Annotated in this window: 13 protein-coding genes; 7 read left to right on the top strand and 6 right to left on the bottom strand. The window is 38.1% G+C overall.

Annotated elements, in window-relative coordinates; translation table 11 throughout:
* Window positions 1-641 precede the first annotated feature (641 nt).
* From ABR854_RS23830 to ABR854_RS23820, 3 genes are all read left to right on the top strand, one after another.
* Window positions 642-3,725, top strand: coding sequence for a SusC/RagA family TonB-linked outer membrane protein (locus ABR854_RS23830; protein ID WP_350268361.1), 3,084 nt, complete (start codon window positions 642-644; stop codon window positions 3,723-3,725).
* Between the two features lie 13 nt (window positions 3,726-3,738).
* Window positions 3,739-5,340, top strand: coding sequence for a SusD/RagB family nutrient-binding outer membrane lipoprotein (locus ABR854_RS23825; RefSeq protein ID WP_350268360.1), 1,602 nt, complete (start codon window positions 3,739-3,741; stop codon window positions 5,338-5,340).
* 95 nt (window positions 5,341-5,435) lie between these two features.
* Window positions 5,436-8,690 carry a VCBS repeat-containing protein gene (locus ABR854_RS23820; RefSeq protein WP_350268359.1) on the top strand — a complete coding sequence of 1,085 codons (3,255 nt, stop codon included), beginning with the start codon at window positions 5,436-5,438 and terminating at the stop codon, window positions 8,688-8,690.
* A 24-nt stretch (window positions 8,691-8,714) separates the two neighbouring features.
* Here ABR854_RS23820 and eat read toward each other — a convergent pair whose 3' ends face one another.
* Entirely contained in the window at window positions 8,715-10,031 is a 1,317-nt protein-coding gene (gene eat, locus ABR854_RS23815; protein WP_350268358.1) for an ethanolamine permease, read from the bottom strand.
* Between the two features lie 311 nt (window positions 10,032-10,342).
* Between eat and cysS the strand changes: the two genes are divergently transcribed.
* Window positions 10,343-11,830 (top strand): cysteine--tRNA ligase, encoded by a 1,488-nt coding sequence (gene cysS, locus ABR854_RS23810; protein WP_350268357.1) that lies wholly within the window; start codon window positions 10,343-10,345, stop codon window positions 11,828-11,830.
* Window positions 11,831-11,905: 75 nt separating this feature from the next.
* Here cysS and ABR854_RS23805 read toward each other — a convergent pair whose 3' ends face one another.
* Entirely contained in the window at window positions 11,906-13,390 is a 1,485-nt protein-coding gene (locus ABR854_RS23805; protein ID WP_350268356.1) for a cellulose synthase family protein, read from the bottom strand.
* A gap of 6 nt (window positions 13,391-13,396) precedes the next feature.
* Complete coding sequence (locus ABR854_RS23800; RefSeq protein ID WP_350268355.1) at window positions 13,397-14,074, bottom strand: glycosyltransferase family 2 protein; 678 nt, start codon at window positions 14,072-14,074, stop codon at window positions 13,397-13,399.
* A gap of 233 nt (window positions 14,075-14,307) precedes the next feature.
* On the opposite strand from ABR854_RS23800, the gene ABR854_RS23795 reads away from it, so the two are divergent.
* Entirely contained in the window at window positions 14,308-14,670 is a 363-nt protein-coding gene (locus ABR854_RS23795) for a hypothetical protein (protein WP_350268354.1), read from the top strand.
* A gap of 120 nt (window positions 14,671-14,790) precedes the next feature.
* Window positions 14,791-17,814 (top strand): protein translocase subunit SecDF, encoded by a 3,024-nt coding sequence (secDF, locus tag ABR854_RS23790; RefSeq protein WP_350268353.1) that lies wholly within the window; start codon window positions 14,791-14,793, stop codon window positions 17,812-17,814.
* Between the two features lie 96 nt (window positions 17,815-17,910).
* On the opposite strand, the gene ABR854_RS23785 is transcribed toward secDF, so the two are convergent.
* Window positions 17,911-18,582, bottom strand: a complete 672-nt coding sequence (locus ABR854_RS23785; RefSeq protein ID WP_350268352.1) for a response regulator — start codon at window positions 18,580-18,582, stop codon at window positions 17,911-17,913.
* Window positions 18,583-18,660: 78 nt separating this feature from the next.
* Entirely contained in the window at window positions 18,661-20,493 is a 1,833-nt protein-coding gene (locus ABR854_RS23780; RefSeq protein ID WP_350268351.1) for a sensor histidine kinase, read from the bottom strand.
* 87 nt (window positions 20,494-20,580) lie between these two features.
* Here ABR854_RS23780 and ABR854_RS23775 point away from each other — a divergent pair, with 87 nt between their 5' ends.
* Entirely contained in the window at window positions 20,581-21,066 is a 486-nt protein-coding gene (locus ABR854_RS23775) for a hypothetical protein (protein WP_350268350.1), read from the top strand.
* A gap of 48 nt (window positions 21,067-21,114) precedes the next feature.
* On the opposite strand, the gene ABR854_RS23770 is transcribed toward ABR854_RS23775, so the two are convergent.
* On the bottom strand, window positions 21,115-24,174 hold the full coding sequence (locus ABR854_RS23770) for an aminotransferase class III-fold pyridoxal phosphate-dependent enzyme (RefSeq protein WP_350268349.1): 3,060 nt from the start codon (window positions 24,172-24,174) through the stop codon (window positions 21,115-21,117).
* Window positions 24,175-24,210: the final 36 nt, after the last annotated feature.

Here is a 24,210-nt window from a genome sequence, read left to right as displayed (position 1 = left end):
GGGCAGAATATGTTAGAAATGAGGCAAAAAAGTATTGAATAAGTTTATAAGGGTTGGTAAAATATTTAAAATATTATCCTTCTAAAAGTGATTGGACTTTGATAAGCTTATATCTATACTTATGCACATTCTATTGAAATAGTAAAAAGGAAATATTTAAGAATATTGATAAAGCACTTGGAAAGCATTGTAGGTACACCATAGGTACATTTCTTAGTGACAGTTCAAACAGGGTCCTAAAATTTAGTTTTGTAGATTTTATAAAACTAAATGGCAATGAGAAACTACAATATAGTGCAGTCATTTATAAAGAAGTTTTGTTTTCATAACGTTGGTAATCTATTAAAATTTATGCTGAGTAACTTAATTCAACCTTTATATCGAAGTCTATTTAAAGTGTAATCACAAAAAAACAAGCACCTATGTATATTTATTAAAAAAATTTAAAAACATGATTTTGTTTAATTTACCCTTGTTTTTGTTCTATTTTATGCCATTTGCTTAAAAAAATGAACTATTTAACATTAACAAAACATTTAGCCGTTAATTAAAAATTAATAAAAAATTATTGAGGTGTTAATACATTTATCGGAGAGTTTTAAAACAAAATTTTATTTTAATTTATTAACCTAAGTAAAAGTATGAAGAAAACATTACGACAGTTTTTTTATGCCTTCATCTTTTCTCTTTCAGCGTTTGCGGGTTTTGCCCAAAACATGAAAATTAAAGGAAAAGTAACCGATGATGGAGGTTCTGCACTTTATGGTGTCAACGTATCCGTAAAGGGTTCTACAAAAGGAACAATTTCAGATGACAAAGGTGAATACACAATTGAGGCAGCTCAAGGAAGTGTTCTAACTTTTAGTTATATCGGATTTGCTCCAAGCAACGTAACTGTTGGAAATTCAAGTGTTATTAATGTAAGTTTAACTCCTGAAGCAGGTGCTTTGAATGAAGTTGTTGTAACGGCTTTGGGTATCTCGAAAGAAGCTCGTAAAGTTGGTTACGCTGTAACAACTGTAAGTGGCGATCAAATGACTAAAGCACGTGAAACAAACGTAGCTTATTCCATGGCTGGTCGTGTAGCTGGTTTGAATATCTCGGGTACAAATGGTGGTTCGGGGTCTTCAGCAAGAATTTTATTGAGAGGTATGGCAAGTTTCACTGCGAGTTCTCCTCTGATTGTATTAAACGGTGTGCCGATTGACAATACACAAAGAGGTAGTGCAGGTGAGTGGGGTGGTGCAGATAACGGTGATGGTATCTCAAACCTAAACCCTGATGATATCGAAAGTATGTCGGTTTTGAAAGGAGCTTCGGCATCGGCACTTTATGGTGCAAGAGCAGCCAACGGTGTAATTTTGATCACAACTAAATCTGGTAAAAAAGGCAAAATGTCAGTTGACTATAACCTCAATACTGCTGCCGAACAAGCAATTAACTTTACAGACTATCAGTATGTATATGGTCAAGGTTTAAATGGACAAAAACCAACCAACACAGTTAGTGCATTGAATAGTGGAATGTTGAGCTGGGGTTCAAAATTAGATGGTTCTTCAACTATCCAATTCGATGGCAAAAACTACCCATATTCTGCCGTAAAAAACAATATTAGCAATTTCTATCGTATAGGGTCTTCAATCACTAACTCTTTGGCTATTGCCAGTGGGAATGAAACTGGAAACTTCCGTTTATCACTTGCAAACCTTGACAATAACTCTATTCTTCGTAATAGTGGCCTTGACCGTAAGACATTCAACTTTAACGGTTCGCAGAAATTTGGTCAGAAGCTCAAAGTAGATTTGATGGTGAATTATGTTGATGAGAAAAACACCAACAAACCACAATTGAGCGATGGCCCGATGAATGCCAACAACGTAAATTTCTTGGCAACCAACGTTGACCAATCAATTTTAAATCCTGGCTTTGACGCAAGTACCGAAAATGGTAATGAAATTCAGTATAACGACGATATTTACGTAACCAACCCTTGGTTTGTAGTAAATCGTTATAGAAATGACGTAAAACGTAAGCGTATTCTTTCGGCTATTACGGCTAAATATGATATTACAAAAAATATCTATGGACAAGTACGTTTAGGTTATGACCTATTGAATGACGGAACATTTAAGGTAACACCAACTGGTACAGCTTATTCAAATGGACAAAAAGGTGGATTAGATGATTTATCGAAATCGACAACTTCTGAATTAAATGCCGAGGCTATCTTGGGTGGTAGTTTCAAAGTTGTAGATGACTTTTCAATTGATGCAATTGCTGGTGCAGCTGTTCGTAAAAACAAATACGATATGCTTCGTGTAGGTGGGGGGCCATTCGTGATTCCATTCTTCTACAGCCCATACAACGTTTTATCATTCAACCGTGACTATGGCTATAATGAAAGACAAGCCAATTCGGCTTTCTACTCGCTCGATTTTAATTTCAAAAATCAATTGATTTTATCAACAACTGGCCGTTATGATGCATTCTCAACTTTACCAAAAGACAACTACGGAATCTTTACACCATCGGTTTCGTTGAGCTATGATTTTACAGAACTCGTTAATTCTTCAAAATTAAGCTATGGTAAATTCAGAGCTTCGTATGCAGTAGTAAGCGGTGAACCAGCAAGCCCGTACAGCACATCTCAGTATTACAGTGTAGGAGGTGCCATTCAAGGCATCACAACGGGGTCGTTTAGCAGTACACTACCAAACTTATTCTTGAAACCATATACACTTTCAGAATTTGAACTTGGTACAGAATTGAAATTCTACAAAAATCGTTTAGGTCTCGATTTAGCTTACTTCAACCGTAAAACTAAAAACGAAATCATCAGTGGCTCGTTATCAGAGGCAACAGGTTTCAGTAATCAACAAATCGGTACTGGTTCAACGCAAAACTCAGGTTTAGAGGCCTTAGTAATGGGTGTGCCTGTTGAAACTGGTGGTTTGAAATGGACAACCTCATTCAATTTCACTTGGATTAAAAACAAAATCGTTGAAATCAATGGTTCTGGCTCGGCTGATCAACAGTTAGGTTTAGGAACTTACCGCCCATTAAATGCTAATACTGCTTTGATTAAAGGTTTACCTGGCCCACAAATCATGGCTAATGACTACGTGTATGATGCACAAGGCAGAATTGTGGTTGACGCAACTGGTATTCCTGAAGCATCAGCTCGTAAGCCAATGGGTTCGGTTTTACCTAAGTTCTATGGTGGTTTCAATAACGAAGTTAGCTACAAAAACTTTAACCTATCATTCTTGTTAGACTATCGTTTTGGTAATAAAGTGCTTTCGGCTACAAACTATTATACAATCTTCCGTGGTTTGAATCAAATGACACTCGAAGGTCGTGAAACAGGTGTAGTAGCTGCTGGGGTAACAAAAGATGGTGCAACAAACACAGTAAATGTACCAGCTCAAACTTACTACCAAAACTTGGCACGTAGAATTTCAGCATTGAATGTAATGGATGGAAGTTTCATCAAGCTTCGTCAAGTTACGCTCGGATACTCTTTGAATCCTAAATTTTTAGGCAAAACACCTATCAAATCGGTTGAGCTTTCGTTGGTGGCAAGAAATCTCCTCACGTTGTTGAGACGCACGGACAACATCGACCCAGAGGCTGGTTTCTCACCCGTTCTTAATTATGCAGGTATTGAAGGAAATAGTTTACCATCGACTCGCACGTATGGCTTGAACCTAAATGTTAAATTCTAAAATTAGGCTTAAAATGAAAAAAATAGGATATATATTAATTCTGACCGTATTTTTCTCTTCATGTACTGATAACTTTGAAGAAATAAATACTGACCCGAACCGCACAAGTGCGGCAGTTTTCAACCCTAACTACCTTTTGTCTCAGTCGCAATTTGAATACGGAAATACTGGCTATTCACAGCTATTATTTCAAAGTATGTGGACGCAAGTTTTAGCCTCTACATTCTCGTATTATGGCAATGGTGATAAATATGTAGCTTCTGGTAGCTTTGTTGCGTACCAAGGTCGTGTACATGAAGAGACCTATCGTGCCGCTTCATTATCTTACGAAATGATGAATTTGGTAAAAGATAAGCCAGAAATGTCGAATCTTTACAATGTTGGTACAATCATGAAAGTGCTTTGCATGGCTCGTATTACCGATTGTTATGGCGATGTTCCTTATTCTCAAGCTCTAAAAGCAAAAGAAGGAATCACGCTTCCAAAATACGATACGCAATCAAGCATTTATCCTGGAATGTTGACCGAATTAGATGCCGCAATTACTGCTCTTAGCACATCTAAGGCAAAACCAAGTGCAGATTTGATGTACGGTGGTGATATTGCAAAATGGAAAAAATTTGGTTATTCATTGATGTTACGTTTGGCGATGCGTTTATCTAAAGTAGATGCTGCTGCTGCCAAAACTTGGGCTGAAAAAGCTTTTGCAGGTGGTGTTTTTACAAGTATCGACGACAACGCTAAAGTTTTGACTGATAATGCAACTAACGGAAATAATACAAGTGGTGCATTGAGAGTGCCTGACGATTACCGTGAGGTTCGTTGGAGCAAAACTTTCATTGATTACTTAAAAGCAACTGCTGACCCTCGTTTGGGTGCAATTGCTGAAGTAGCACAAGCAGGTTATGCAAACAACACCAACCAAGCATTAGCTGGTGATAACACTGAGTCAATCCAAATCGGTCTTCCAAATGGTTATGATTTGAGTGGTGGCAATACTGATATTGCTAAACATCCACAATATCCTGGTGCTTCTGGCACAGGTGCTGATGTAGCTCGTGTTGGAAAGTATTCACGTCCACGCACTTCTGTTTTTATTGATAGAAGTGGTGTAAACTTCGTGATGACTTACGCTGAAACCGAATTGCTTTTAGCTGAGGCTAAAGTGAAAGGTTGGAATGTAGGTGCAACATCTGCGGCGGACCACTACAAAAATGGCGTGAAAGCTGCTGCTGCTTCATTAGCACAGTTTAACCCAACTGCAGGCTCAGATGCAGCTATCGCAAAAACAGTAGCGGCAATGGATGATTATTTGACTAAAAATCCATTAAACGTTAGCTCAACTGAAGCTTCTTTGAAGCAAATCAACGAGCAAATTTGGGTAGCAACTGGTATCACTTTCAATTTCATCGAAAACTGGTCTAACTGGCGTCGTTCGGGTTTCCCTACCTTGACTCCAGTTGTATATCCAAACGGATTCTCTAATGGAACAATTCCGAGAAGAATTCCGTACAAATCATCTGAACCATCTTACAATCCTGAGAATTATAAAACTGCAGTAGCAGCTATCAGCGGTGGAGATACGTTCACTGCACGAGTTTGGTGGGATAAATAAGTAGATTTGTTTCATATAGAAGTTAGTAGAAACGGAGCTATATTTGCTCCGTTTCTTTTGTTTAGTTCCAAACCCAATGTTTTTCGAGCAAAACCATGAATCGTCATTCATCAATTTTCATACAATCACTCGTTATTCTTAGTACACTTTTTTTTGCTTCTTGCTCTTCAAAAAATAAGAAATTCGATAAACTTAGCTCAGCCAAAACGGGGGTAACGTTTATTAACAAAATTGAGGAAAGCGAAACTCAAAATGTGCTGAATTACGAATATTTCTATAATGGAGGTGGCGTTGCAGCGGCCGACTTCAATAATGATGGTTTGCTTGATTTATATTTTACAGCAAATCTTTCGAGTGATAAACTGTACATCAACAAAGGTGGAGAATCTTTGAAGTTTGAAGATATTACGGAATCGGCAGGAATTGGCTATAATGGAGAATGGAAAACGGGCGTTTCGGTGGTTGATATCAACAACGATGGCTGGAATGATATTTATGTATCGGTTTCGGGCAATATTGATAATCCTGCTCTTAGAAAAAATAAACTTTATATCAATAATAAAAACTTAACATTCACAGAAAAAGCGGCCGAACTTGGCCTTGATTGCAACGGTTACACCACACAAACAGCATTTTTTGATTATGACAAAGATGGCGATTTAGATGCCTACGTCATGAATCATAATGTAAAAGATTTTAACCGCTTCGATGTGCAGGCGGTTCATGCCATGCGAGATTCACTTGCAGGCGATAAATTACTCAAAAATGAAGGCGGGAAATTTATTGATGTTTCGGTTGAAGCAGGAATCAAAGGAAATCCGATTGGTTTTGGATTGGGGCTTCATATTGCCGACCTCAACAATGATAATTGGCCAGATATTTATGTTTCAAATGATTATATCGAATCAGATTATCTGTATATCAATAATAAAAATGGCACTTTTAGCGATAACATCGCCCAAATGACCGACCACACAAGCTACTATTCGATGGGAAATGATGTAGCCGATTTCAATAATGATTTACTGCCCGACATCTTCACGCTTGATATGCTTCCCGAAGATAATAAACGCCAAAAACTCCTCTTTGGCCCCGATAATTATGAGGCGTATTTATCAATGCTGAAAAATGGTTTTCATCCCGAAATCATGCGAAATATGCTTCAAATGAACAACGGTGACGGAACTTTCAGCGAAATCGGACAAGTATCAGGCGTTTCAAATACCGATTGGAGCTGGTCAGCTCTTTTTGCCGATTATGACAATGATGGTTACAAAGATTTATTCGTTACCAACGGTTATCTGCGTGATTATACCAACATGGATTTCATGAAGTATTATGCCGACCAAAAAAATAGCGGTGAAAACGGAATGCCGTCCAAAAGCATCTTAGAGATTATCAAAGAAATGCCTTCTTCGCTCAACTCAAACTATATTTTCAAGAATAATGGCGATTTGACTTTCTCAAATCTGACCAAAGATTGGGGAATCGAACACCCTGTCAATTCTCACGGAGCAATTTATGCCGATTTAGACAACGATGGTGACCTCGAACTGATTGTTAATAACATGAACGAAGAAGCCAGTATTTACAAAAACCTTCAACAAGAAAACGACCCACAAAATTTTGTTTCGATTAGCTTAAAAAAGAATAATCAAAGCATAGAAGGCACAAAAATATATGCCTATTCGGGAGGTTTGAAACAATACATCGAAGCATCGAATCTTCGTGGCTTTCAGAGTAGTGTGGTTGCACCATTACATTTTGGCTTAGGTAAAAATCAGAAAATTGATAGCGTCCGAATCGTTTGGAACGATAATACAACGCAACTCATTACCAACCTTGCGGTTAATAAAATCTGTACGATAAATTATCAAAAAGGCATCGAATTTCAGCCAAGCATTGAGCCAAATAAGTACTTTGATGAATTCCAAAATGTAGCTTTTAGTCACGGACAAATGCCCTTAAATGATTTTAGCCGACAAGTACTTTTACCACAAATGTACTCGTATCAAGGCCCAGCTTTGGCAGTTGGCGATGTCAATGGCGATAAATTGGAAGATGTGTTTTTGGGCGGCGGAAAAGGTTTCAAAGGAAAAATACTTTTGCAAGATAAAACGGGGACTTTCAGCGAAAAAGAACAAGCCGATTTTAAACAAAACGAACTTTGTACGGATGCCGATGCCGCATTCTTTGATGCTGACCAAGATGGCGACCAAGACCTCTACGTAGTAAGTGGAGGATATGAATATTTGGTTGATGATTTTCTGCTCCAAGACCGCCTCTATCTGAATGATGGCAAAGGAAACTTCACCAAGTCAGAAGATAGAATTCCGCCAATTCGTAACTCAAAAAGTAAAGTTGTGCCGTTCGATGCCGATAATGATGGAGATTTAGACTTATTTCTGACGGGTTATGTAGTTCCGCACAATTATCCTGCTTATAACCCTTGCTCGTTTTTACTCAACGAAAAAGGTGTTTTTAAAGAAGTTTCCAACGAAGTTTTCACCAAACTTGGTGTTGTAACCGATGCCGTGGCGATTGATATAAACAAAGATGGCCTAAAAGATATTGCCTTAGTTGGCGAGTGGATACCCGTAACGCTATTGATGAATCAAAAAGGTGGTTTTCAGAAAAAAGAATTACCAAACCTGAATGGTTTTTGGCAAAGCATCGAAGCCGCTGACCTCGATAACGATGGCGACCAAGACCTTGTTTTGGGAAATCTGGGGCTAAATTCTCAGTATAAAGCTTCGGTAAGTGAGCCTTTTACGCAAACGGTAAAGGATTTTGATGGAAATGGACTCATCGACCCGATAATGTCTTACTACATTCAAGGTAAAAGTCACCCAGCTTACAGTTTAGATGAACTGGCAGCTCAATTGCCTAATGTCCGAAAAAAATATACCAACTATCAATCCTTTTCAGAAGCCCAAACGAGCGATATTCTGACTTTTTTAGATGAAAAAGATTCTTTCACTAACAAAATTCATGAATTGGCTTCGGGTGTTTTGCTGAATCAAGGTGGAGAATTGAGTTTTATGAAACTTCCTGTTCAAGCTCAGTTTTCGATGGTGAATGCTATCAGCCTAAAAGACATCAACAACGATAAATTACCCGATTTAATTTTAGCAGGTAATAATTCAAAAATGCGAGTACGAATCGGTAATTTAGATGCCAACCACGGACAGGTTTTCGTAAATAAAGGAAAAGGGGTTTTCGAGTTCGTACCGCAATCAAAATCGGGTTTAAATATTCGTGGCGATGTTAAAAACATAGCTTTTGCGGGCGATAAACTGCTCTGTGGCATCAACAATGCTCCCATGAAGTTTTATCAACTACGAAAATAGCTTTCAGTGCTTGCTTAAAACTGGTTATTCCCAATCAGTTTTAAGCATTTTTGCAATGATAAAACTACCGATCAAAATTCCGAAGAAAACCAGCGAAAGGTTGAAATTATAAATAATCATAGCTACCAAAGCCACCGAAGCTATAACTAAAGCAATAATTGGCGAAATTGGATAAAACGGCACAAGAAAAGGACGTTTAAGTTTTGGTTCTTTTTTGCGTAAAACCAATAACGAAACCATCGAAAAAATATACATTGTCAAAGCACCAAAAGCTGAAAGAATGATAATATCTGCCGTTGAATTGCTCAAAAGTGCCACAATTCCGAAAACCATGTTCAACAGTAAAGCGTTGGCTGGAGTTTTGAATTTTGGGTGAACATTGCCCATAAATTTTGGAGCATTTCCTACCCTACCAAACTCAAAAGTTGCTCTTCCTGCCGCCAAAACTAAGCCATGAAACGACGCAATGAGTCCGCAAGTGCCAATGCCAACTATTAATTGATAAACCCCGCTCGTATCACTCATAATTTTGCTCATAGCCATCGGTAAAGGCGAGTCAGTTACGCTTCCATCAACCTTATAAACAATTGATTCCCAGCCGTTTATTCCAACTGCCGTAATGAAAGTCAGCACACACAAAACCACCAAAGTGGCCATTGCTGAGCCAAATCCCCACGTAATATCCTTTTGTGGATTATTCGATTCTTCGGCCACATTTGCCAAACCTTCAATTCCCAGAAAAAACCAAATCGCAAACGGCAAAGCCGCAAAAGCTCCACTCCAACCATTCGGAAAATTATTGGTCAATAGGTTTTTTACTTCAAATTTCGTAAAAGTAAAATACCAAAAAATAATCAAACCCAAAACCGCCAAAACCGTGATGACCAACTCAAATGCCGAGGCGAGTTTGGTACCAAGAATATTGAGTAAAGTAAAAACCAAATATGCTCCAATGGCCACACCTAAAATAGAAAGCTGCGGAAAAACGGCATTGAAATAAGCCCCAATTCCAACCGCAATAGCAGGCGGAGCAAACAAAAATTCAATATTTTGAGCCATTCCAGCCAGAAATCCCCATTTTTTCCCCAAAGCACGGTTTGCATAATCGAAAGCACCACCCGCTTGTGGAATCGCACAAGCCAGTTCGGCATAACTCAACGAAAAAGTAACGTAGAGAATAATAACAAAGAAAGTTGCGAGAGCCATTCCGAACGTACCGCCCTTTTCAAGACCGAGATTCCACCCAAAATACATTCCAGAAATAACGTATCCAACACCCAAGCCCCAAAGGAGTGTTGGCGTAAGGCTTTTTTGAAGTTTTTGTTCGTTAGGGTTCGACATGGCAAGGTTTTAGTGTTGAATTAATATCCTTAAAGTAAGGTTTTTAATCGCAAAAAATCAAGTGATAAACCTCGCTAATCTAAAAATCTTATAAATCCTGCTATGTTTTCGTATATGTTCTGTAATTTTGTAAAAAAGACCCAAGAAATGTCTCATACCTCTGCTTTTCGATGTTGTTGTTGCTGCTGTTTCTGCTAACTATTTATTAATCGGATAGTTCATTTCTCCTTATTTCTAACATAAAGACTTTCAAAAGAATGTTGATAACATTCAATCATTCTTTCACTCAATAATTCATCATTGATTTTTTTATGCAAAATCTGAAAATTTATAATACGCTAACTCGTCAAAAAGAAGAATTTAAGTCCATCACACCCAACCACGTAGGAATGTACGTTTGTGGGCCAACAGTTTACAATAATGTTCACTTAGGCAATGTCCGCACGTTTATGACTTTCGATGTGCTTTATCGTTATCTTACCCACATTGGCTACAAAGTTCGTTATGTGCGTAATATCACTGATGTTGGTCACTTAGTAGGCGATGGCGATGAAGGAGAAGATAAAATTGGTAAAATGGCGAAGCTCGAAAAGCTCGAACCAATGGAAATCGTACAACGCTACACCAACGATTTTCACACGGTTTTGGAGCAATTCAATTTCCTACCACCAAGCATCGAACCAACAGCTACTGGTCACTTAATCGAACAAATTGAGGCAGTTAAAACCCTGATAGAAAAAGGATTAGCTTATGAATCGAACGGTTCGGTTTATTTTGATATTAATAAATACAACGAAGGCGGACACGACTACGGCAAACTTTCGGGTAGAATTTTGGAAGACCTTCTGAACGAAACTCGTGAGTTGGACGGGCAAGCCGAAAAACGCAATCCGCTTGATTTTGCGATTTGGAAAAAAGCAAACCCTGAGCATATCATGCAATGGAAAAGTCCGTGGGGAATGGGCTTTCCAGGCTGGCACTTAGAATGTACTTGCATGAGTAGCAAGTATTTAGGAGCCACTTTTGATATTCATGGCGGTGGCATGGATTTAAAATTCCCGCACCACGAATGTGAAATTGCACAGGGCGTAGGTATCACAGGCAAAGAGCCAGTAAGATATTGGATGCACTCAAATATGCTTACAGTAAACGGACAAAAGATGTCAAAATCTTTGGGAAATTCGTTTTTACCAGCCGAACTCTTTGCAGGAAATCACCCATTACTTGAGCAACCTTACAGCCCCATGACGGTGCGTTTCTTTATGCTACAATCGCAATATAGAAGCACACTTGATTTTTCGAATGATGCCCTAAAAGCAGCACAAAAAGGCTTCCGACGTTTAACAAATGGACTAAGAATTGCGAAAACACTTACATTTGAGCAATCTGAAGTAGCCACCGACGAAAAGAAAAAACAAGACATCGAAAAATCAATCGTGGCTTTTTATGATGCCATGAACGATGATTTGAATACAGCCGTTGCGATTGCTCAATTGTTCAATTTACTGAAATATGTAAACATGATTTACATGAACCAGTTGCAACCTGCCGCTATCGGTGAAGAAACTTTCAACGAGCTGAAAGACAAATTTGTGCTTTTCATTGAAGGAATCTTAGGTTTGAAAGAAGAAAAAGCCGAAAACTCAGATGCAGTTCTGAATGGTATGTTGAATCTTTACCGAGAATACAAAGCCGCTCAACAATACGATAAAGTTGACGAAATCAGAAGCTATTTCAAAGCCAACGGCATGTCAATCAAAGATATGAAACATCGCATTGACTGGGCTTGGGAAGAGTAGTTTACTCCTTTTTATAATTTTGAAAAGGTCGGAATTCGTAATTCCGACCTTTTTTATTTCCGATTTGTAATAGAACTAAATTTTCATTTGCTTAAAAGTGTAAAATAGCACACTTCCATAACCAACAATTAGCATCAGATGAAAAGGCACTAAACCGTAGTTGTTTAGATAAATCTCAATAACCAGAACTATAATAAAATAAAGCATCAATAAAAGCTCAATCCAAGTGCTTTTACCAAGGTTTTTAGTCAAGTATTTATTTCCTCGCCATGAATCCGATTGTTTGTTTACATTAAACTTTGGTGTACGCACAAATGGTGTTTTGCGACCCATCCAACCTTCAACTACGGCAATAGTATTATGAAAAGAAAGTCCCATCATAAATAACAAAAACAGTACAAATCTCTTCACAAATTCAAAAAAACCAAGTCCAGTTTTTCGGAAAGAAATCCAGTAGAAGCCCCCCAAAATCACCCAACTTACTTGAAATAGAGCAGTATATCGAAAAAACACATCGAATCTATCAGAGGTTGAAGTGATAAGCATTACAGGTAAGCTCAGAATCGATAGGAAAAATACTGCAACAAAAACCGCACTATTCATCAAATGATAAAAACCGTGTAATTTCGTCGAAACACTTAAATGACTGTCTTTTAATAGCTTACTTATATTTTTCGACACACATTCAGCTGCACCTTTCGTCCAACGATATTGTTGAGATTTGACAGCACTCATCGTCACGGGCAGTTCGGCGGGGCATCCAACGTTTTCTAAATATACAAATTTCCAGTCTCGCATTTGAGCTCGATAACTCAAGTCTAAGTCTTCGGTCAGAGTATCAGCCGACCAGCCTCCTGCGTCTTCAATTGTACTTTTTCGCCAAATTCCTGCTGTGCCATTGAAATTTATGAAATGGTTTTTAGCATTTCGTCCGCCTTGCTCAATCGTAAAATGAGCATCTAAGCCAAAGGCTTGAAGCTGAGTCAGTAAAGAATAGTCTTCGTTGAGGTGTTGCCAGCGAGTTTGTACTACTCCAACATTCGGTGCTGCAAAATGAGGAATTGTTTGTTGAAGAAAATCGACTGGTGGAACAAAATCAGCATCAAAAATAGCGATAAATTCACCTTTACACATTTTCATTCCATAAGCCAAAGCTCCAGCTTTGAATCCTTTTCTATCTTCTCGTCTAATCTGCTGAATACCTATGCCAGATGTTTGTATTTCTTTTACTTTTCGAGCAATAATCTCTACTGTTTCGTCGGTTGAGTCATCTAAAACTTGAATTTCAAAACGGTCTTTTGGATAATCAAATTTAGCTACTGCTTCTATCAATCGCTCAACAACATACAATTCGTTATAAATAGGAAGTTGAATCGTTACGAAAGGGGGGGGGGCAATAGATAATCGTACCGCCGACCGTTGATAATTAATAATCGTACCACCGACCGTTGATAATTGTTTTTTGCCTAAATAATTAATAATCAGACTCAACTGCACCAAGCTATAAGAAAAAATAAAAACCAACGGAATGGCGTAAATGACAAGAATGAATAACTCCATTGACTTTTACAAATATTTAAAAATAGTAGTAATAATCTTATAACCAGCCAAAATAGTGCCTTTTATAGTGCCCGAAATCTTTGACTTTCCTACTCTACGACGATAATTGACGGCCATTTCGGTAGTTTTCATTTTCATTTTAGCGGCTTTTAGCTGCATTTCTACTGTCCATCCATAGGTTGTATCTTGCATATTTAAGGCCAAAAGCGACTCAAACTTGATCGCTCGGAAGGGACCTAAGTCGGTATAATGCACACCATAAAACAAACGCATAAGGTTTGTAGCCAGCCAATTACCGAAAATTTGTGGAATGGTCATTGAGCCAGCTTGACGCTCACCCAAAGCTCGTGAACCAATAACCATATCATAACCGTCTTCAGTAATGGGTTTTATCAATTCTCGCATTTCTTCAGGATAATCCGAATAGTCAGCATCTAAGAAAACTACAATTTCAGGTTTTTGTTTTTTTGCGTAATCAATCCCTTTTAAGCATGCAAAGCCATAGCCTTGTCGGGGCTCGTCTAAAACCGTTGCTCCTGCTTGACGAGCAACTTTTGAGGTTTCATCGCTCGAATTATTATTAACAACAACTACCTCTCCAACAATATCTTTTGGAATTTCGGCAATTACTTTATCAATAGATTTTGCTTCGTTGAAAGCTGGAATGATGACGATTATTTTCATTAAAATTATATTTCGACTGCAATTTAGGCTTTTTCTACTTACACAAAGGTATGCAAGCCGACAAAGTATGTGAATTTTAGAAACTCTTTAAATTATTTAATGTCTTAATCTCCAAATCTTAGCTATTAATTTTGAAGAGCTGCTTCGTAATCATAACCTAAACTCACTTTTTTGAATTTTTGGCATAAGATTTGACTTATTTCGAGAAATTCTTGTAGCTTTGCGTTCCTAAAATGAAGAAGTACTCCTACATATCACGTGCTTTTGGACTTTTGATGTTCACGATGGTGATGCTGACGAGCGTTTTCGGCAAGCAGCTACCCCAACAAAAACATGATAAGCCCAATAAACCAAAGCAAGAAAAAACCGACAAAAAGCAACAACCCGAAAACCAAACAGTTGTTAGCGAGTTGTCGTTGGAGGTGGTTGTACCCAGCCATGCGTTCGACTTCAACCACGACGCCCTCATTTTACCTACTCCGCAAGTTATTTATCTAAATATCGAAAAAAAGGCTAAAGTTTTCACCAAGCCCATTTTCGTACTTTCTTATTTCGAGAATCTCTACGAGCATTTTATTGCTCCCAACGCCCCATAATTCTTTCAGAACGAAAGAAACATAATTTTTTCTTTCCTTTTATTGCTTGAATCATGAGTTCTTCGTGATTCCATGTATTATTTTCTATCAAATTTTATTTATTACAAACATTTCCCTAAAATGAGAAACAAAGGTGGTATAGTCGCTCTATTGGTGGCTTTCTTAACAATTAGTATTTATTTCTTGGCTCGAACTTGGAAAGCCAACGATATTAGAAAAGACGCAGAAGCGTATGCAACAGATAAATCTGGCAAAGTTGATTATACAAAAAAACAACGCTACTTAGATTCACTTTGGAAACAACCTGTTTTCTTAGGAATGACTACGACTGAAGACCTAATGAAACAAGAATTAGGTTTAGGTCTTGACCTTCAAGGTGGTATGAGTGTTATTTTGGAGGTTTCTCCTACCGAAATCGTTCGTGCATTGGCAGGCTCACGTGACCCGAAAGTAGCGACAGCTATCTCGAAAGCACAAGAAAGAGCAGCAACAAGTAGCACAAACTTCGTTGATTTATTTGCTGATGAGTTTAAGAAAGTTGCTCCAGATACGAAATTAGCGAGCATTTTCTCAAATAGCTCTAACCGTGGTGTATTGAGTTTAGAATCTTCTGATGGTGCAGTTATTAGTTATATCAAAAAAGAAGTGGATGGTGCTTTCGACCGTGCGTTCCGTATCATCCAAACTCGTGTTGATAAATTTGGTGTTGCTAACCCTAACTTACAACGTTTGTCAGGCACAAACCGTATCCAAGTTGAATTACCAGGTGTTGACAATCCACAACGTGTGCGTAAATTACTTTCGGGTGCTGCAAAATTGGAGTTCTGCGAAGTTTATACAATGCAAGAAATCGCTCCAGCATTTGATGGTTTGGCGGCTATTTTATTACAAATGGATGCTGATGCAAAAGCAGCAGATAAGTCAAGTTTAAGCAAAATTGCAGGAACGCCTGCCGCAGGAAAAGGCGATAACGTAGCTACTGCAACCAACGATACTTCAAAAAACAGCTTAGCGGCTAAATTGGCTGGTGGAAGCAAATCAGATACTTCAAAGAAAGATTCGGCTGCTTTGGCACAACGTCAAACAAACGCATTTAGTAATTTATTTATCGGAACTGGCTACGGTGTGGCTGTACGTGTAAAAGATACTTCGCGTGTCAATCAAATCATGCGTCGCCCAGATGTACAGTCACTTTTCCCAGCAAACGCAAGTGCATTATATGATGTAAAACCACGTGCTAATGGTACGAACGCAAGCGAGGAAATCGTTGATATGTATTTCGTGAAAGACTTAGGTAAAGCTCCGTTGGAAGGTGATGTTGTAACTAATGCAACACAAGATTTTGACGAAAGAGGCAAGCCAGCAGTTGAGATGCAAATGAATGCAGAAGGTGCAAGAAAATGGAAAGCGTTGACTGGTGCAAACATTGGTCGTCCGATTGCTATTATTCTTGATAACTTCGTTTATTCTGCTCCAAACGTAAACGGTGAAATTGGTGGTGGACGCTCAAGCATCAGCGGTAACTTTACGGTTGAAGAAGCCCTTGACTTAGCAAACGTATTGAAAGCGGGTAAACTTCCTGCTCCTACAAACGTTATTTCAGAAGGTATCGTGGGTGCAACTGTAGGTTCTGAAGCGGCTCGTGCAGGTATCCTTTCGTCAGTAATCGGCGTATTGTTTGTATTGGCTTTCGTAATGATTTATTATAACAAAGCTGGTTTAATTGCTAATATCGCCCTTATTGTAAACTTATTTTTGTTGTTGGGTGTAATGGCATCTTTTGGTGCTACACTTACATTGCCTGGTATCGCAGGTTTAGTATTATCGGTTGGTATGTCGGTAGATGCGAACGTTTTGATTTACGAGCGTATTAAAGAAGAATTAGTGTTGGGTAAAACATTCCCAGTTGCGGTGCGTGATGGTTTCCAAAATGCAATGTCATCAATCATTGACTCAAACGTTACAACCTTAATTACTGGTGCTGTATTATTTATCTTTGGTTCGGGTTTGATTCTTGGTTTTGCAACTACGCTTTTAATTGGTATTTTCACATCATTATTCTCGGCGATTTTCGTTTCAAGATTATTGTTTGAATACTATATTAGCAAAGGAAAAACAGTTTCTTTCTTCACAAAATGGACAGAGAAATTATTCAAAGATTCAAACTTTGATTTCGTTTCGAAACGTAAATTGTACTACACAATTTCGAGTGCGATTATCATCTTAGGTATTGTTTCTATTTTCTTCAAAGGATTTGGTTTGGGAGTTGACTTTTTAGGGGGGCGTACGTATGTAGCGAAATTTGAAAAAACAGTTAATACAGAAGAGATTGATGCGGCCTTGAAAGCAACTTTTGAAGGAAAAGCAACCGAAATAAAAACTTACGGAGGATTCGATCAAGTAAAAATCACAACTCCTTACAAGATTGAAAACACAAATCCAGAAGTTGAAAAACAAATTGAAACAAGTGTTAATGCTGCTTTAGCTAACGTAAATGGTAATAAAGGTAAAGTAACAAGTTCATCGAAAGTTGGTCCAACAATTGCCAACGATGCCATTGGCGGTGCTTTCAAGGCAGTTCTACTTTCAATAGTATTAGTATTCGCTTATATATTTGTTCGTTTCCGTCGATTGGCGTTTGGTTATGGTGCGTTAGTTGCTTTATTCCACGACGTTGCTATTATTCTCGGTATTTTCTCAATTTTCCGTGGAATTCTTCCTTTCTCACTTGATGTTGACCAAGCTTTTGTAGGTGCGGTACTCACAATCATGGGTTACTCAATGAATGATACGGTCGTTGTTTTTGACCGTGTGCGTGAATATTTGACCGAAAAACGTGGCATAAGAGAAGACATCCCAACGGTTATCAACAACGCCTTGAATAGTACATTGAGCCGTACGGCCGTAACTGGTTTCTCGACATTGGTAGTACTCTTAGTATTATTGATTTTCGGTGGTGAAACTATCCGTGGTTTTGTATTTGCAATGTTTGTAGGGGTAATCGTGGGTACTTACTCATCATTATTCGTAGCAACTCCAATCGTTGTTGATGCGATGCAGAGCGATATGAAAAAAGAAGATGCTAAATTGGCAGCAGTGCCAGTTGTAGCAACTGAAGAAGTGAAAAAAGGTAAAAAGTCATAATATGCTGTTTGTCAGTGGAGACACTGACAATGGCGGTTAAAACAATGACAAGTAAACAAAAATGCCTCTTACTTAATTGTGAGAGGCATTTTTAGTTTAAAACCAATGGTTTTGTTGTCCGAGTTTTATGGCTTCAAATTTTGTATGTACTTGGAGTTTTTCGTAGATATTTTCGATGTGTTTTCGCACGGTTTTCGCACTTATAAACAACTTATCGGCAATTTGTTGATAAGTAATGCCTTCCGCAATTTTTTCCAAGATTTCAAACTCACGTTTCGATAAATTGAATGTTTCGGGAGAAGAAATCGCTTCAAGGTTTTGAATAGTTTTTTCACCAACAACTACCTGTTGGCGTAGGATTTGGAGCGTTTTTAGGGCGATTGAAGGCGACATGGGTGCTCCACCCTCAACGGCTTCTTCGACGGCAGCCACAATTCTTGAAGGTTTTTCATCTTTCATCAAATAGCCCGATGCTCCTGCTTTTATTGCCTCAAAAATTTTATCATCACGGTCAAAAACCGTCACCATGATTATTTTTATGTTCGGAAACTTCGCTTTTATCTGCCGTGTGGCTTCAATGCCGTCCATATCAGGCATTTCGATGTCCATCAAAATCACTTCGGGTTGTTCGGTTTCGGCAAGCGAAACGGCATCACGCCCATTCATAGCCTTAAAGACGAGTGTAATTTCTTCAAAATTTGAGAGATTCTGAGAAATACTTCGCAACAAATTGATGTTATCATCTATGATGGCTATTCTGATTGGCATTTATTCTATTTTAACTGTGTTTTGATTTTACAAAACTCAACAATTAATGAACAAAACTCAATACGTCATTTATCGTATTTAAAGAATCACTTCTATTTTTGTTCCTTCACCAACTATCGATTTTATGCCTAGTTTTCCTTCTACTTCATTTACCCTTTTTTGCATATTTAGTAAGCCATAATGAGGGTCATTCTTGGTTGCCTCCACATCAAAACCAATTCCATTATCTATGATTTCTAAATGAACTTGACTTCTAATTATCTTCAGATTTATTGTGATAAGCGTAGAATCAGCATATTTTACAGCATTATTAAGGGCTTCTTGAATGATTCGGAAAAGATTAAGGGTTTTTGAAGAATTCAGCGTTTTTTCAGTTTCATCAAAATTCACAACGATTTGGCATTTTTCAAGTGATTGATAGTACTTCAAAATATACTGCTGCACTCTCGCCCGAAACTCAGCCAAAGAAAAGGTTTCTTGATTAGTAGCCCAAATGGTATCTCTTAAACTTTGAATGGCTTCACGCACAAATTCATTGACAATTTCTACTTTTTCGGAAGTTAATTTTTGTTTTTCAGCTAAAAAACCGATGTTATCCAAACTCGACGAAATAACTGAAAGCTGAGAACCAACATTATCGTGCAAATCACGGGAGATGCTTTCTCGCTCATAAAGAAGACGAAGTTTTGCCTCATAAGCGAGTCTTTGCTGGTATTCTTTTTCATCTCGAAGTATTTTGTATCGATAGCCCAAACCAACAGCCAATGTTAGAATATCAAAAAGATAACAAAGCATTGAGCCTTCGGTTTCGAGCAGTAGATGATTCGAGACAATTCCGTAGTTTCGAGCCGTTGATAAAGTTGCAAAAATCACGATGGGCGAAATACCGATTAGGTAAAATTTACTGGCAACAGTATCTATTTTTTTGAAATAACTATAAAAAACAAGGTAAAAACTAAAGAAAATCGGTAGTAATAAAGTAAATGGAAACAATACTCTTGCTTTGGACGGAATCAGAATTTGGTGTTCACCCGCATATTTTTCATACCCAAGCATGGCAACCCCTAACAAGCAAATAGCAATACTGATTCTGAATAAAAGCAGCAGCCATTTAGGGAATTTATAGTTTGAAAATAAATATTCTCTGATAAATAATTGTGTAAAAAGAATATTCAAAATCAAAAAAACTTGGCGAATGTTTTTGCTGTAAAAAATCAAAAAGCCATCTTGATAATATTCTAAGAAAAAGCCCTTGTTTAAAAGAACATAAAACAACGACATCAGAATATAAATTGCATAAAAAAGATAAAGATTCTTGCGAAAATATAGAAAAAGAAAAACTCCAATAATAGCTACAAAAAGTAAAATTCCACCAAAACCGCCCCAAATAAATTTCCGTTTGATTTCATTTTCATAAAAAACGTCTTCGTTCCAAATCTTAATTGGTGGAATCATTGACAATGAACCTCGATAAATACGAAAATAGGCGGTTAGAGTACTGTTACCGTTGATGGTAATTGGAAAAACTGGATTGTAGTGCTTAAAAACTCGTTCGCTGTATGGGTGTTGCCAGCCGAGTGTGTCTGATTTGTAAACAACTTTTCCATTATTTTCCAGAAATAGATTTACTTCATCCAGAAAGGCATATTCTACTTCTAATAATTTTTTGTACGCCACCGAATCTTCATTTTTGAATGACATCTTGAGCCAAAAAGGATTATTTCCGTGACCAAAACTGAGTTTATTATTAGAAAGTAATTTAAAATCTTTTTCTTTCTTCAATAAACTATCAATCGTATAGTTTGAATGAACATCTTTTAAGTACCAAACCGAAATTTTTTGTTCTTTTTGAGCCGAAACAAACTGACAGTTTAGCAAATAAAATAGAGTAAATAGAACAGGATTTTTCATGTAGAAAAACAAAATACGTTATTTGCCGTATTGAAGCCGAATGGTGAATTTATGAATTTTGTTGCATTAATCAAAATTCGTAAAACCATGAAAAAACAAATTACCCTTTATGTAACTTTCTCAATACTGCTTTTTGCTGCTGCTTGTAAGAAACCCACAGAACCTACTCCTCCAACTCGTACAGAAATGCTTACGGGAGGTACATGGAAATGGGTGGCTGGGACGGTTACTCCTGCTTATGATATTTTTGGCGATGGAAAACCCATCAACGGTGATTATTTTACTAAAGCTCCTAAATGCTGGCAAGATGATATTTATACGTTTACGTCTGCCAATAAATTTACGCACGATGAAGGTGCTACCAAATGCGACCCCGCAGACCCACAAATATACTCGCAAGGCACTTGGGCATTTGAAACAGGCGAAAATGTTATCAGAATAAAAACAAGTTCTAATTCAAGCGATGATTCGATATGGCAAATAAATGAGCTAACATCAACCTCGCTAAAAGTTGTTGAAACCTATACAGAAAGTGGTAAAACTTACACATTTGGGTATAGTTTTAGTCGCTAATGATATAAAAACAGCAATGTCGTTTAATATTGACATTGCTGTTTTTGCTTAAAATTCCATAAAACTCTCGTTCAAAACCTGTGTCAAAACCTCCAGCATGTAATCGGCGTTGACTTTTGAAAAACACATGGGTGGCTTGATTTTAAGTACATTGTGCTGCGGGCCATCTACACTCATCAGAATCTTAAAATCTTTCATGCGGTTAGCCAAATAATTGGTTTGTTCGGGTAGCGGCGTTTTGTTTTCGTCAACTAATTCTATTCCCAAAAACAAACCTTCGCCTCTCACATCGGCTATAATTGGGTAAGACATTTGTAGGCTTTTTAGCTGTTTTTTTAAGTATTCGCCAACTTCTAAGGCATTTTCTTGGAGTTTGTCTTCTTTGATTACCTGCAAAACCTGTCGCCCGATGGCACACGAAACTGGATTTCCACCAAAAGTATTGAAATATTCCATGCCATTGGCAAAAGCATCGGCCACCGCTCTTGTGCAGACAACGGCCGCCAGTGGATGCCCGTTGCCGATTGGTTTGCCCATCGTAACGATGTCAGGCACTACATCGTGCAACTGAAAGCCCCAGAAGGCTTTACCAACTCGCCCAAAACCAACTTGAACTTCATCGGCAATACAAACGCCGCCCGCCTCACGTACGTATCGGTAAGCGTCTTTTAGATAGCCTTCGGGTAAATCTATTTGACCGCCGCAACTCACAATGCTCTCGGCAATAAAAGCTGCTACATTTCTATTTTTTGATTGTATTTTCAAAATTGCTTCTTGCACGTGCTTGGCGTATTTTTCTCCCGTATTTTCGCCTTGATAAATCCCTCGGAAAGCATCGGGTAGCGGCACAATGTGCGTGTTTTCGGGGCAACCTTTACCGCCTTTTCCATCAAATTTATACGAACTAATATCTATGCAACCCTGCGTGTTTCCGTGATAGCCAATTTCTAAGGCAATGATGTCTTTTTCACCAGTCATTGCTTGGGCCATTCGGAGAGCCAGTTCGTTGGCTTCGCTACCCGAATTCACAAAATGCAACACCGATAATTCTTCGGGAAAAGTAGCGAGCAATTCTTCGGCAAATTCCAAAATTTCATCATTCAAATAACGAGTATTCGTATTCAAAACTGCCATTTGTTGCTGCCCAGCCTCTACAACTTTTGGATGTTCGTGACCTGCATGAGCTACGTTATTAACCGTGTCGAGGTATTTTTGCCCAAATTCATCAATCAAATATTGCATTTCGCCTCTGACTATTTTCAGCGGTTTGTCGTAAGATAAACTCAGACTTTTGCCCAAATGCTGTTTACGATAATTGATTTGGTCGAGTTCGTCGGTGCGTTTTTTTGAGTTAAGTAATGGTGTTTTGAAAAGAAGATTTGGGTCAGGGCAAATGCTCGAAAAAATCGGCCAATTACTCGGACTCGACACGCCAATAAAATCATTTTCATGCCCCAACATATCTAAAATTATCTGAAAATGTAAATGTGGCGACCATGCTCCATTCTCAGCTTCAACGCCAATCTCAGCTATTTTTTTGCCTTTTTTGATGGTTTTTCCTATAAATTTATCGGCTAAACTTTCTTTTGTCAGATGTCCATAAAGCGTATAAAACACCAAATCGTTGAGTTGATGTTTCAGAATAAGCGTTGGGCCGTAATCTTTTGGGTGGTCGTTATTGTGGCAGCTAAAAACCTCGCCATCTTCTAAAGCATGAATGGCTGTATGAGCCAAAATCCAAAAATCTACTCCGATATGAATTGTGCGATGCTCGTAGCCTTCGTTGGTTTTTATCTTAAACGCATCGGTTGTGTAAATCGGTCTTGCTTCGCCATAACCACCCACCAAAAGCACGTTTTCCTCCTTCACTTTCCGACTGATTTTATCATCAAGTGCCGCCGAATTGATGTAGTTACTGAAGTTGCCAATAAAACTCGAAGCAATGGATAAATCAAATGGAACGATAGTTTTGTTTTTGCTCTCGGGAATCAAATCTTCAATTGTCCAATTAGAGTTTTGGGCATAATTAACAAACGCTTCGTAGCTGCTGCAAGGTGTCATACCGCACGCACTTCTAAACGTGTAATAGGCATAATTTTCCGAAATATTTTTCCATTGCTCTAAAAGTCGCCACGCAGACTTTTCACTAATCAGCAAATAGCCATTTTCAGGTTCTTTCTTTTTATTAATAGCCGATTTCGTAACACTAATCACCAATCGCATGGCGGTTGTGGTATAAAGCACCTGCAATTCTTCCTCTAAAAGCGGAAACTGTTGATGATAACCCGATATGATTGCCTTTGCGGCTTCCAAAGGTTGCTCAAAATCCATGATTCCGTAAGCCAAAACGACCGATAAATCATTGATAATCTGCGAATAAACGCTATCGCCGTAGTCGATAATAGCCTCAACACTTGGATTTTGTAATTGATGCGAAACGATGATGTTATTATCATTGGCATCATTATGAATCGTACTTTTTCTGAGATTCTGATACTGTGGCTGAATAGCTTTGAATTTTTCGATGAAAAAACTGACAATTTCGAGTTCTTTTTCCGAAAATAGCCCAATGTATTGTTCTACCCAAAGAGCATCGGCCAAATTCCAGTCGAAAGTGCGATGTGCCAACGCATGATTAAAATCTAAAAGTGCGTTGGTTATTTGTCCGCATTTTTGGCCAAGCGAAAACCTCAGATTTTCACTTTTGGGATTTATGGCAGAATACAAATGCCCTTCAATCCATTCCAAAAGTCGTACTTTTCTGTTATTTCGGTGGGCATCAACATAGTCGAAAATACCTTGATTATCAGCATTTCTGTACGATTTTGAAAACTTAAAATCTGGAGATTTTTGTTCGAGATGTTTCAGTAATTCGTCTTGAAAAGTCAGGTATTCGAGAGCTGCATCTTGAAAAGTCAGGTATTCGAGAGCTGCATCGGGGCGACTCACTTTTAAAATATACGATTTCTCGGAAGTGGTGATTTTAAAATTAAAGTCAATTTCACCCGCCAAAGGGCTTGCAATTCCTTTAATATTGAAAAACTCAAAAGCAATTTGTTCGGCAAGTGAGGTTGATATTTGTAGTTGTTGATAAGTTGATTCGGTCATTGGATAGATTAGAGTTTTAACCGCACAAATTAAATG

This window comes from Emticicia sp. W12TSBA100-4 (genome assembly GCF_040253585.1).
GTDB lineage: Bacteria > Bacteroidota > Bacteroidia > Cytophagales > Spirosomataceae > Emticicia.
This window is presented reverse-complemented; position numbering and strand designations above follow the sequence as displayed.